The following is an 11849-nucleotide window of genomic DNA, read 5'->3' as shown; positions in this document are numbered from 1 at the left end:
ACGTGTTGCGGGGCTTTCTTCCGTTACCGGGACGCGAAAAACTTATTCAGCAACGATGCTGATGAATTTACGGTTTTTCGGGCCTTTAACTTCGAACTTAACTTTACCGTCAGTCAAAGCGAACAGAGTGTGGTCACGGCCGCAACCTACGTTGGAACCAGCGTGGAATTTAGTACCACGTTGACGAACGATGATGCTACCTGCCAGAACTGCTTCACCGCCGAAGCGTTTTACGCCCAGACGTTTAGCTTCTGAATCGCGACCGTTACGAGTTGAGCCGCCAGCCTTTTTATGTGCCATTTAAATCTCTCCTCAGGTCTTAGGCGCTGATGCCAGTAATTTTCACATCAGTGAACCACTGACGATGGCCCTGCTGCTTACGGTAGTGTTTACGACGACGAAACTTAACGATTTTAACTTTCTCGCCACGACCATGAGCAACAACTTCAGCTTTGATTACGCCGCCATCAACGAAAGGAACGCCGATTTTGACTTCTTCACCGTTTGCGATCATCAGAACTTCAGCGAATTCAACAGATTCGCCAGTTGCGATGTCCAGCTTTTCCAGGCGAACGGTCTGACCTTCGCTTACTCGGTGTTGTTTACCACCACTTTGGAAAACCGCGTACATATAAAACTCCGCTTCCGCGCACCTATCCTGATTAATTCAGAGGGCGCTATAAATATTCACAATAGGGCGCGAATATTACGCAAATTGCGAGCCGTTGACAAGTGTGATCGTCACTCCTCGCAGAAAAAAAACACAACGTGTAAGGTAACGTTTATCTGGCGCGTTTTTTCAGTACAATCGACAATACTATTCAAACCCGTAACCCTTTGTTATCCCACTTTTGATATGTGGTAAACAGGACTGAAAGCCCGGCTTTTGCGATGAATTTAGAAAAAATCAATGAGTTAACCGCGCAAGATATGGCGGGTGTGAACGCGACGATTCTGCAACAACTCAACTCGGATGTGAAATTAATCAACCAGTTGGGTTATTACATCGTAAGCGGCGGCGGCAAACGCATACGTCCGATGATCGCTGTACTGGCGGCGCGCGCAGTTGGCTATGAAGGCAACGCGCATGTCACCATCGCTGCATTAATCGAATTTATCCACACAGCAACCCTCCTCCACGACGACGTTGTGGATGAATCAGATATGCGCCGCGGCAAAGCCACGGCAAACGCCGCCTTTGGTAATGCCGCCAGCGTACTGGTCGGGGATTTTATCTATACCCGTGCATTCCAGATGATGACCAGCCTCGGCTCGCTGAAAGTGCTGGAGGTGATGTCAGAAGCGGTAAACGTGATTGCAGAAGGCGAAGTGCTGCAATTGATGAACGTTAATGACCCGAACATTACCGAAGAGAACTACATGCGGGTGATTTACAGCAAAACCGCGCGCCTGTTCGAAGCGGCCGCCCAGTGTTCTGGTTTACTGGCGGGCTGTTCGGAGGCACAGGAGAAGGGGCTGCAGGATTATGGCCGCTACCTGGGCACCGCCTTCCAGCTGATTGACGATCTGCTCGATTACAGCGCGGATGGCGAAACGCTGGGTAAAAATACCGGCGATGATCTTAACGAAGGCAAACCGACGCTGCCGCTGCTGCATGCGATGCATAACGGTACGCCTGAGCAGGCACAGATGATCCGCGAAGCAATTGAACAGGGAAGCGGACGTCATCTTCTGGAACCGGTTCTGGAAGCAATGGCGCAGTGCGGGTCGCTGGAGTGGACGCGCCGTCGTGCCGAAGAAGAGGCGGATAAAGCCATCGCCGCGCTGCAGGTTCTCCCTAACTCTGAGTGGCGCGACGCCCTCATTGCCCTCGCCCACATCGCCGTTCAGCGCGATCGTTAAACTCTCTGTTTCCCGCGATTTATCGCGGGAAAGTTCCAATAAGCTCTAATAACATCTATTTTCAAGTGCCGAATCCTTGCGGCGCAAGCCTTGGCATAATCTGAAAACACAACAACCTCCCTGAACTTTTTAGAACAAATATTCCCATGTGCGTATAGTAATCTGCGTTGTTGGCGAACGATGGTTGAAACCGATTCTCATCAGGGAGATGTTATGGAAACGAAATATACCGACTGGCATCAAGCCGATATCATTGCCGGGCTGCGAAAGAAGGGGACGTCGCTGGCGGCTGAATCTCGAAAAAATGGCTTGAGTTCATCCACCCTCGCCAATGCACTGACCCGGCCCTGGCCGAAAGGTGAGTTGATTATTGCCCGGGCGCTGGATACCGATCCCTGGGTTATATGGCCCTCGCGTTACCACGATCCCATAACGCACGCGTTTCTTGATAAAACGAAGTTCATCAGGAAAAAACGCAGTGAAGCGTGAAAATGTTGCAGATAAAAAAAGGGAGCTTTCGCTCCCTTTATTAACGGCATAAAGGTTATTCGCCCTTCACACGCTCAATCTTCGCGCCCAGCGCGCTGAGCTTATCTTCAATACGCTCATAACCACGATCGATGTGGTAAATGCGATCGACAAAAGTGGTCCCTTCCGCAATACAGCCTGCCAGCACGAGGCTCGCCGATGCACGCAAATCGGTCGCCATTACCTGCGCGCCGGAGAGCTTTTCTACGCCGTGGCAAATCGCGGTGTTGCTCTCAATCTCTGCATGAGCGCCCATACGAATCAGCTCAGGGATGTGCATGAAGCGGTTCTCGAAGATGGTTTCGGTGATCACACCGGTACCCTCGGCCACCAGGTTCAGCAGCGTGAACTGCGCCTGCATATCTGTCGGGAAGCCCGGATGCGGCGCGGTGCGCACGTTAACGGCCTTCGGACGCTTACCGTGCATATCGAGGCTAATCCAGTCTTCGCCCAGCTCAATATCCGCACCCGCGTCACGCAGTTTAGCCAGCACGGCATCCAGCGTATCCGGCTGGGCGTTGCGGCAAACAATTTTTCCACCGGAGATGGCGGCTGCCACCAGGAAGGTCCCGGTTTCGATACGGTCCGGCAGCACGCGATAAACGCCGCCGCCAAGGCGCTCTACGCCCTCAATGGTGATGCGGTCAGTGCCCATGCCGGTAATTTTGGCACCGAGCGTATTGAGGAAGTTGGCGGTATCGACGATTTCCGGCTCGCGCGCGGCGTTTTCGATAATGGTGGTGCCTTCAGCCAGCGTCGCGGCGGACATAATTGTCACCGTCGCGCCAACGCTCACTTTGTCCATTACAATGTGCGCGCCCTTCAGTCGGCCGTCGACAGAGGCTTTAACGTAGCCCTCTTCCAGCTTAATCTCCGCGCCCAGTTGCTCAAGGCCGATGATATGCAGATCGACCGGACGCGCGCCAATCGCGCAACCGCCCGGAAGGGAAACCTGACCCTGGCCGAAACGGGCAACCAGCGGACCCAGCGCCCAAATCGAGGCGCGCATGGTTTTCACCAGGTCGTACGGCGCACAGAAGACGTTCACCTTGCTGGCATCGATCCACACTGAGCCATTACGCTCAATTTTGGTACCCAGCTGGCTCAGCAGCTTGATGGTCGTGTCGATATCTTTCAGTTTCGGCACGTTGCGGATTTCGACCGGCTCTTCCGCCAGCAGCGCGGCGAAAAGAATCGGCAGTGCGGCGTTTTTGGCACCTGAAATTGTCACTTCGCCCTGGAGACGCGTTGGCCCCTGTACACGAAACTTATCCATTTATCTGATCTCTGTTAAGAATTCACACGCGCGGCGGGTCATACCGCCTGCGCTCAAAAGCCGTTAAGTTTGCGATCGCGCGCCCATTCTTGCGGCGTATACGCTTTGATCGACAGGGCATGAATGCGGTTATCCGCAATGTACTCCATCAGCGGGCCATAAATGGTTTGCTGCTTCTTGACCCGGCTCATGCCGTCAAAAACTTCACCCACAGCGACAACCTGAAAGTGGCTGCCATCGCCAGTGACGTGGGCTTCCTGGAGAGAGAGTGCTTCCATCAGCACGGTCTGGATTTCATGATTTTCCATGGGCGTAAATATCATCTAAAAGTGAAAACAGTCACACATCTTAGAGGAAAGTGCGACGGTCTTAAATAAGCAAAAAGCCCCATCCACTCTCTGGACGGGGCTTTAAATAGTAACGTATTGAAAAAATTAGCGTGGCAAGGCACTTTGCGGCAAGTTATAGAGCGCCGCGAGAGTGCTCACATTCTCACTTACGCCCAGCAGCGTTACCTCCGCACCCTGCTTTTTACCCAGCTCAACCAGATGAACCAGCAGCGCAACGCCCGCGGTATCAACCCGTGTTACGCCCTGCAGATCGATGACGGTTACCCCTTTCATCGCCTCTGCGCGCGCATCCCATAAAGGATTTAACACGTCCTGATCCAGCTCGCCCAGCAGCGCCAGGCGTTCGCCGTCACGCGACCAGCTTAGCTGCTGGGTCATTGTTTCTTCTCGTCCAGGGTAATTTTCTGGCGGGAGATAGATTGCAGCTCAGCGGTCAGGCCATCGATACCTTTAGTACGCAGCAGATCGCTCCACTCATTCTGCTTGGTGGTGATCATGCTTACGCCTTCAGCGATCATGTCATAAGCCTGCCAGTTACCGGTCTGGCTATTTTTACGCCACTGGAAATCCAGGCGTACCGGCGGACGACCGTTCGGGTCGACGATGGTGACGCGGATCGGCACGATGGTGGCATCGCCCAGCGGCTGTTCCGGGGCAATCTGGTAAGTCTGGCCGTGATAGAGCGCCAGCGCCTGACCGTATGCCTGCTTCAGATATTCGCGGAACGCCTTGAAGTAGGCATCACGCTGCGCGGGGGTCGCTTCTTTGTAATAACGGCCTAGCACCAGCGCCCCGGCATATTTCACCTGAACATAGGGCAGCAGCTCCTGATCGACCACCTCGCGCAGGTAATCCGGGTTTGCACGGATTTTCGGTTGTTCATTTTTAAGGCGATCGAAAGTCTGCTTCGCCGCCCCCTGCATTGCGGTGTACGGGTTGCTTTGATCAACAGCCAAAGCCGAGCTCAACGGTGCAACGACCAGCAGAGCAACCATCATGAGACGTTTAAACATTGCGTCACTTCTCCTCGTTAATGCGTCTGATCCGCAGACGGCGCAGGTTGAGTATTCCCTTCATTTTGCGCCGCCGCATCGCCTGAATTCTTATTGTCGCCGCCTTTACTGTTGTAAAGGAACTGGCCAATGAGATCTTCCAGCACCATCGCGGACTTGGTGTCCTGAATCGTGCTGCCTTCCTTAAGCATAGATGTTCCCATCTCGGGATCGTCAAACCCGACGTTCAACGCCAGATATTGTTCGCCCAGCAGGCCTGATGTGCGGATCGCCAGCGAACTGGTATCCGGGATCTGGTTGTAACGCTCTTCGATATCCAGCGTCACGCGCGGCAGGTAAGTTTTCGGGTCGAGTGAGATATCCGATACGCGCCCAATCACTACCCCGCCGATACGCACCGGCGAATTGGCTTTCAGGCCGCCGATATTGTCAAAGGTGGCATAAACGCGGTACGTCGGTTCTGTACGCATCGAGGCGACATCCGCCGCTTTCAGGCAGATAAAGAGCCCCGCCAGTAACGCCAGCAGAAGAAACAGGCCGACCCAAATTTCACTTTTTTTCGTTTGCATGAACTCAATTCCCAAACATCAATGCGGTGAGCACAAAATCCAGACCGAGAACGGCCAGCGAGGAGTGCACAACGGTGCGTGTTGTCGCGCGGCTGATCCCGGCCGAAGTCGGGATCGCATCGTAACCGTTAAACAGCGCAATCCAGGTCACGGTGATAGCAAAGACCACGCTTTTAATCAGACAGTTAACCAGATCCATTCGCAGGTCGACGGCGTTCTGCATCGCAGTCCAGAAGAAGCCGCTGTCGATCCCTTTCCAGTTAACGCCCACCAGCGAGCCGCCCCAGATGCCAACCGCGACAAACATAACCGTCAGCAGCGGCAGAGAGATGACGCCGGCCCAAAAACGCGGCGAAATAACCCGACGTAAAGGATCGACCGCCATCATCTCGAGGCTGGAGAGCTGCTCGGTGGCGCGCATCAAGCCAATCTCTGCGGTGAGCGCCGAGCCTGCGCGCCCGGCAAACAGCAGCGCGGCAACAACCGGGCCTAATTCGCGTAGCAGCGAGAGCGCCACCAGCATGCCGAGGCTCGTCTCCGCGCTGTAAGTCGTCAGCACCAGGTAGCCCTGCAATCCCAGCACCATGCCGATAAAGACGCCGGAGACGAGGATAATTACCATCGACAGCACACCGACGTTATAGAGCTGGCGAATCAGCAGCGGCGCGTGTTTGCGAAACTCCGGCTTGCCAACCAGGGCGTTGAACAGCATTAACCCGGCACGCCCGAACGTCGCGATCGTTTTGATCCCACGATGGCCAAGCGCAGCCAGTGCATTTAACAGCATGAGTGTATTAACTCCCTGTTTCTAAAAGATCGCGCTGGTAATCACCAGCAGGATAACGGAACGGAACCGGCCCGTCGGCGATGCCATCAAGGAACTGACGCACGCGAGGATCGCTATTCTCCTGCAGCCCCTGCGCGCTGCCGTGGGCGACAATTTTCCGGTCCGCCACAATATAGGCGTAATCCGCGATGCTCAACACCTCCGGCACATCATGGGATACAACGATACAGGTGACGCCCAGCGCGTTGTTCAGCTCAGAGATAAGCTTGACCAGCACCCCCATGGTAATGGGATCCTGGCCGACGAAGGGCTCATCAAACATGATCAGATCCGGCTCCAGCGCAATCGCGCGCGCCAGCGCTGCACGCCGCGCCATACCGCCAGAGAGTTCGGAGGGCATTAATTTTGCCGCACCGCGCAGCCCGACCGCTTCGAGCTTCATCATCACCGTGCTGTGCAACAGCGCCGGGGGCAAAGTGGTATGTTCGCGCAGCGGATAGGCGACGTTATCGAACACATTCATATCGGTGAAGAGCGCGCCGGACTGAAAGAGCATGCTCATTCTTTTGCGCACCGTGAAGAGGCGCGAACGCGACATGGCCGGCACGTTTTCGCCATCAAATAAGATTTCGCCGCTATCGGGCGGGATCTGCCCGCCAATCAGGCGCAGTAAGGTGGTTTTACCGATCCCTGACGGCCCCATAATGGCGGTAATCTTCCCGCGCGGCACGGTCAGTGAAATATTGTCGAAGATCGGGCGGCTGCCTCGGGAGAAGCTGACGCCACGAACATCGACCAAATTCGCCACTGTCTGGCTCATTTCCTCTTCCTTATCACCCTGTGGGCCGCAAGCATTACGCTTGATATCATCACGAACCCAACATTTTTACAGAATATTACCCGCCCAGGTTAGCGAAAGCTGGCATTTGTTTTACTTTTGAGCCGCATAAAGTCAAAATTAGGAATCATTACGCTACGCGTAAGTTCCGGTTTTAACCCGGTATAGCAGCCTGCGAACCGGCGAAATTATACCTGAAGAAAGGACGTTAGATGCTCTTAGCGACGGCGCTATTGATAATTGGTTTACTTCTTGTGGTCTACAGTGCCGATCGTCTGGTGTTTGCCGCCTCCATTCTTTGCCGCGCTCTCGGTATTCCGCCATTAATTATTGGTATGACGGTGGTCAGTATTGGCACCTCGTTGCCGGAGATCATCACCTCTGTTGCCGCCTCGCTGCATGGCCAGCTCGATCTCGCTATTGGCACCGCCATCGGATCGAACATCACCAATATCCTGCTGATCCTCGGCGTTGCTGCGCTATTACACCCTTTTACCGTGCATTCCGATATTCTGCGCCGTGAATTGCCGTTAACCTTAGTAGCTAGCCTGCTGGCGGGCGTCGTGCTGTATGATGGGCAGCTTACGCCCGTAGACGGCATCTTTTTACTGTTATTAGCCGTGCTATGGCTGGTGTTCATTGTTAAAATCGCCCGTCTGGCCGAACGCCAGGGTAATGATAGCCTGACGCGCGAGCAGCTGGCCGAGCTGCCGCGAGAAGGAAGTGTGTCGGTTGCCTGCCTCTGGCTGGGCGTGGCGCTGATTATCATGCCGATGGCGACACGCATGGTGGTGGATAACGCCACCGTGGTGGCGAACTTCTTCGCCATTAGCGAACTGACTATCGGCCTGACGGTTATCGCCATCGGTACCGGCCTTCCTGAGCTTGCCACCGCCATCGCCGGCGCGCGCAAAGGGGAAGACGATATCGCCATCGGCAACCTTATCGGCTCCAACATTTTTAATATCGCGATCGTGCTTGGCTTGCCGGCACTGATTGCGCCAGGCAGCTTTAACCCGATGGCGTTCACACGCGACTACGGGGTAATGGTGCTGGTCAGCGCCCTTTTCGCGCTTATCTGCTGGCGACGCAAGCAGATCGGCCGTGGCATCGGGGGGCTGTTGTTCGGTGGATTTATCATATGGCTGGCGATGCTCTACTGGCTGTCGCCGCTTTTGACGGGATAATCGGATACGCACTATGTCGCAAATAGATTTGCAGCCGGGTTTTGACTTTCAACAAGCCGGCAAAGAAGTTCTGGCGATTGAACGTGAAGGCCTCGCACAGCTGGATCAGTACATTAATGAAGATTTCACCCGCGCATGCGAAAGCATCGCTTATTGTGCTGGCAAAGTCGTGGTGATGGGCATGGGCAAATCGGGCCACATCGGCCGGAAAATGGCGGCGACCTTTGCCAGCACCGGCACGCCCGCGTTTTTCGTCCACCCCGGTGAAGCCGCGCACGGCGATTTGGGTATGGTCAGCCCGCAGGATGTCGTGATTGCGCTGTCGAACTCCGGTGAGTCCAACGAGATCCTCGCGCTGATCCCGGTGCTCAAGCGCCTCAAGGTCGCGCTGATTTGCATGACCAGCCGCCCTGAGAGCAGCATGGCGCGCGCGGCGGATATTCATTTATGCGTAAAAGTGCCGAAAGAGGCCTGTCCGCTGGGCCTGGCACCAACCTCCAGCACCACCGCGGCGCTGGTAATGGGCGACGCGCTGGCCGTGGCGCTGCTGAAAGCGCGCGGCTTTACCGCCGAAGATTTTGCCCTCTCCCATCCGGGCGGCGCGCTGGGCCGTAAACTGCTGCTGCGAGTGAATGACATCATGCACACCGGGGATGAGATCCCGCACGTCAGCAAAGAGGCCAGCCTGCGTGATGCGTTACTGGAGATCACGCGTAAGAATTTAGGCATGACGGTGATCTGCGACGATCTGATGAAGATCGAGGGTATCTTTACCGATGGTGACCTGCGTCGGGTGTTTGATATGGGTGCCGATGTGCGCAGCCTCGGCATCGCCGATGTGATGACGCCAGGCGGCGTGCGCGTACGTCCCAATACGCTGGCGGTCGATGCCCTGAACCTGATGCAATCCCGTCACATTACCTGCGTACTGGTTGCCGATGGTGAGCAGTTACTGGGTGTGTTACATATGCATGACTTACTGCGCGCGGGCGTGGTGTAAAGAAGGACATAAGAATGAGTAATGCTGGCGCGTCGCTTGCCACCTGCTATGGGCCGGTAAGCACGCAAGTCATGGAGAAAGCCGCGAAGATTCGCCTGCTGATCCTCGATGTGGATGGCGTGCTGTCCGATGGGCTCATCTATATGGGCAATAATGGCGAAGAGCTAAAAGCGTTCAATGTCCGTGACGGTTACGGCATTCGCAGCGCCCTCACCTCCGGTATTGAGATGGCGATCATTACCGGGCGTAACGCTAAACTGGTAGAAGATCGCTGTGAAACGCTGGGCATCACACATCTCTACCAGGGGCAATCCGACAAAATGATCGCCTACCGGGAGCTACTTGCCCGCCTCGATTTGACCGCCGATCAGGTTGCCTATATCGGCGACGATTTGATCGACTGGCCGGTAATGGCGGAGATTGGCCTGAGCGTTGCCGTTGCCGATGCACACCCGCTGCTCAGCGCGCGCGCCGATTACGTAACGCGGATTAACGGCGGTCGCGGTGCGGTGCGTGAAGTGTGTGACTTACTGCTGCTGGCACAGGGCAAGCTGGATGAAGCCAAAGGGCAATCAATATGAGTAAAACCAGACGTTGGGTCATTATTCTGCTGGCGCTGGTCGCACTGGTTCTGATTGGTATTAACTTCACCACTCAGGATGCGCCGGAACAGAGCGCCGCAAACAGTTCAGATCCGACTTATAAAAGCCAACATACGGATACTGTCGTTTACAGCCCGGAAGGCGCGCTGAACTATCGCCTGATCGCGCAGAATGTGGAGTACTACTCTGCCGATAGTATTAGCTGGTTTGCCAAACCGGTGTTAACCACCTTCGATGAGAACAAAGTACCGACCTGGTCTATCAAGTCGGATAAAGCAAAGCTCACCGACGACAAAATGCTTTACCTCTATGGACATGTCGAAGTTAACGCACTGACTGCGGACGCACAATTACGCAAAATCACCACGGATAACGCCCGGATCAACCTGGTCACCCAGGATGTTTTCTCAGACGATCAGGTTACGTTATACGGAACAACATTTAATTCCACCGGCCTGAAAATGCGCGGCAATTTACGCAGCAAAAACGCCGAGCTGATTGAAAAGGTTAGAAGCTCCTATGAAATTCAAAACAAACAAACGCAGCCTTAATCTTCTCCTGGCGGGTACGCTCTTCGCTGCCGCGCTTCCGGCGCTCGCTGTGACCGGGGATACCGAACAGCCGATCCACATCGACTCCGATCAGCAGTCGCTGGATATGCAGGGGAATGTTGTCACCTTCACCGGCAATGTCGTCGTGACGCAGGGGACCATTAAGATCAACGCCGATAAGGTGGTGGTCACCCGTCCGGGCGGCCAGCAGGGCAGAGAGATTATCGACGGTTACGGTAATCCGGCCACCTTCTACCAGATGCAGGACAACGGCAAGCCGGTGAAAGGCCACGCTTCGCAGATGCACTACGAACTGGAAAAAGATTTCGTCATCCTGACCGGTAACGCCTATCTCGAGCAGTTAGACAGCAATATTGCTGGCGACAAAATCACCTACCTGGTGAAAGAGCAGAAGATGCAAGCGTTCAGCGACAAAGGCAAGCGCGTAACTACCGTGCTGGTACCGTCGCAGTTGCAGGACAAGAGCAATAAATCCGCCCCGGCCCCGGCGCAAAAGAAGAGTAATTAATCCGTTATGGCAACATTAACTGCAAAGAATCTCGCCAAGGCTTACAAAGGCCGTCGCGTGGTCGAAGACGTCAGTCTGACCGTTAATTCCGGTGAAATCGTCGGCTTGCTTGGCCCTAACGGCGCAGGGAAAACCACCACCTTCTATATGGTGGTCGGGATTGTTGCGCGCGATGCCGGCAACATCATTATTGATGATGAAGATATCAGCCTGCTGCCGCTGCATGCGCGCGCGCGCCGCGGCATCGGCTATTTACCGCAGGAAGCCTCCATCTTCCGCCGCCTCAGCGTTTACGACAACCTGATGGCAGTGCTGCAAATTCGTGACGATCTCACCGCGGAACAGCGAGAAGATCGCGCCAATGAGCTGATGGAAGAGTTCCACATCGATCACCTGCGCGACAGCATGGGCCAGGCGCTCTCCGGCGGTGAACGTCGCCGCGTCGAGATTGCCCGCGCGCTGGCGGCAAACCCGAAATTTATCCTGCTCGATGAACCCTTTGCGGGCGTTGACCCGATCTCGGTTATCGACATCAAACGCATTATCGAGCATCTGCGCGACAGCGGGCTTGGGGTGCTGATTACCGACCACAATGTGCGCGAAACGCTGGCCGTGTGTGAGCGCGCCTATATTGTCAGCCAGGGACATCTCATCGCCCACGGCACGCCGCAGCAAATCCTTGAAGACGAACATGTTAAGCGCGTATATCTTGGGGAAGACTTCAGACTCTGATAGGGTAAGGTTTATTGACATTTT

The 11849-nt window shown here is 55.0% G+C and carries 17 protein-coding genes; 8 read left to right on the top strand and 9 right to left on the bottom strand.

Annotation, left to right across the window (positions count from 1 at the left end; genetic code table 11):
- Window positions 1-42: 42 nt before the first annotated feature.
- Both rpmA and rplU read right to left on the bottom strand, forming a co-directional pair.
- Window positions 43-300, bottom strand: a complete 258-nt coding sequence (gene rpmA, locus ACWPW2_RS17095) for a 50S ribosomal protein L27 (RefSeq protein WP_017457338.1) — start codon at window positions 298-300, stop codon at window positions 43-45.
- Window positions 301-319: 19 nt separating this feature from the next.
- Entirely contained in the window at window positions 320-631 is a 312-nt protein-coding gene (rplU, locus tag ACWPW2_RS17090; protein ID WP_003025032.1) for a 50S ribosomal protein L21, read from the bottom strand.
- Between the two features lie 260 nt (window positions 632-891).
- On the opposite strand from rplU, the gene ispB reads away from it, so the two are divergent.
- Both ispB and sfsB read left to right on the top strand, forming a co-directional pair.
- Window positions 892-1863, top strand: a complete 972-nt coding sequence (gene ispB, locus ACWPW2_RS17085; RefSeq protein WP_454124317.1) for an octaprenyl diphosphate synthase — start codon at window positions 892-894, stop codon at window positions 1861-1863.
- Between the two features lie 213 nt (window positions 1864-2076).
- Complete coding sequence (sfsB, locus tag ACWPW2_RS17080) at window positions 2077-2352, top strand: DNA-binding transcriptional regulator SfsB (protein WP_023481038.1); 276 nt, start codon at window positions 2077-2079, stop codon at window positions 2350-2352.
- Window positions 2353-2407: 55 nt separating this feature from the next.
- On the opposite strand, the gene murA is transcribed toward sfsB, so the two are convergent.
- The 7 genes from murA to mlaF form a co-directional block, all read right to left on the bottom strand.
- Window positions 2408-3667, bottom strand: a complete 1260-nt coding sequence (gene murA, locus ACWPW2_RS17075) for a UDP-N-acetylglucosamine 1-carboxyvinyltransferase (RefSeq protein ID WP_454124315.1) — start codon at window positions 3665-3667, stop codon at window positions 2408-2410.
- A gap of 53 nt (window positions 3668-3720) precedes the next feature.
- Window positions 3721-3975, bottom strand: coding sequence for a BolA family iron metabolism protein IbaG (gene ibaG, locus ACWPW2_RS17070; protein ID WP_023480818.1), 255 nt, complete (start codon window positions 3973-3975; stop codon window positions 3721-3723).
- Between the two features lie 126 nt (window positions 3976-4101).
- The gene (gene mlaB, locus ACWPW2_RS17065; RefSeq protein WP_454124312.1) at window positions 4102-4395 is read right to left on the bottom strand and encodes a lipid asymmetry maintenance protein MlaB; all 294 of its coding nucleotides are present in this window, start codon (window positions 4393-4395) and stop codon (window positions 4102-4104) included.
- Window positions 4392-5030, bottom strand: a complete 639-nt coding sequence (mlaC, locus tag ACWPW2_RS17060) for a phospholipid-binding protein MlaC (protein ID WP_023481036.1) — start codon at window positions 5028-5030, stop codon at window positions 4392-4394. The genes mlaB and mlaC overlap by 4 nt, the downstream gene beginning before the upstream one ends.
- A gap of 17 nt (window positions 5031-5047) precedes the next feature.
- Complete coding sequence (gene mlaD / locus ACWPW2_RS17055) at window positions 5048-5599, bottom strand: outer membrane lipid asymmetry maintenance protein MlaD (protein ID WP_023480973.1); 552 nt, start codon at window positions 5597-5599, stop codon at window positions 5048-5050.
- Window positions 5600-5603: 4 nt separating this feature from the next.
- The gene (gene mlaE, locus ACWPW2_RS17050) at window positions 5604-6386 is read right to left on the bottom strand and encodes a lipid asymmetry maintenance ABC transporter permease subunit MlaE (RefSeq protein WP_023480856.1); all 783 of its coding nucleotides are present in this window, start codon (window positions 6384-6386) and stop codon (window positions 5604-5606) included.
- 7 nt (window positions 6387-6393) lie between these two features.
- Complete coding sequence (gene mlaF / locus ACWPW2_RS17045; RefSeq protein WP_023481012.1) at window positions 6394-7206, bottom strand: phospholipid ABC transporter ATP-binding protein MlaF; 813 nt, start codon at window positions 7204-7206, stop codon at window positions 6394-6396.
- A 230-nt stretch (window positions 7207-7436) separates the two neighbouring features.
- Here mlaF and ACWPW2_RS17040 point away from each other — a divergent pair, with 230 nt between their 5' ends.
- From ACWPW2_RS17040 to lptB, 6 genes are read left to right on the top strand one after another with little or no spacing between them, the layout of a single operon-like run.
- Window positions 7437-8411 (top strand): calcium/sodium antiporter, encoded by a 975-nt coding sequence (locus tag ACWPW2_RS17040; RefSeq protein ID WP_023480902.1) that lies wholly within the window; start codon window positions 7437-7439, stop codon window positions 8409-8411.
- 13 nt (window positions 8412-8424) lie between these two features.
- Complete coding sequence (gene kdsD, locus ACWPW2_RS17035; RefSeq protein WP_023481006.1) at window positions 8425-9411, top strand: arabinose-5-phosphate isomerase KdsD; 987 nt, start codon at window positions 8425-8427, stop codon at window positions 9409-9411.
- A gap of 14 nt (window positions 9412-9425) precedes the next feature.
- Complete coding sequence (kdsC, locus tag ACWPW2_RS17030; RefSeq protein ID WP_023480796.1) at window positions 9426-9992, top strand: 3-deoxy-manno-octulosonate-8-phosphatase KdsC; 567 nt, start codon at window positions 9426-9428, stop codon at window positions 9990-9992.
- The gene (gene lptC, locus ACWPW2_RS17025) at window positions 9989-10564 is read left to right on the top strand and encodes an LPS export ABC transporter periplasmic protein LptC (RefSeq protein WP_023480988.1); all 576 of its coding nucleotides are present in this window, start codon (window positions 9989-9991) and stop codon (window positions 10562-10564) included. Before kdsC ends, lptC begins: the two co-directional genes overlap by 4 nt.
- On the top strand, window positions 10533-11093 hold the full coding sequence (gene lptA / locus ACWPW2_RS17020; protein WP_023481020.1) for a lipopolysaccharide ABC transporter substrate-binding protein LptA: 561 nt from the start codon (window positions 10533-10535) through the stop codon (window positions 11091-11093). The genes lptC and lptA overlap by 32 nt, the downstream gene beginning before the upstream one ends.
- A gap of 6 nt (window positions 11094-11099) precedes the next feature.
- Window positions 11100-11825: an LPS export ABC transporter ATP-binding protein gene (gene lptB / locus ACWPW2_RS17015; protein WP_023480831.1), complete on the top strand. Its 726-nt coding sequence runs from the start codon at window positions 11100-11102 to the stop codon at window positions 11823-11825.
- Window positions 11826-11849: the final 24 nt, after the last annotated feature.

The sequence above is a fragment of the Kosakonia sp. Marseille-Q7440 genome (genome assembly GCF_965119485.1).
Note: the sequence above shows the minus strand (reverse complement) of the source record. Positions and strands in the feature narration are given on the sequence as shown.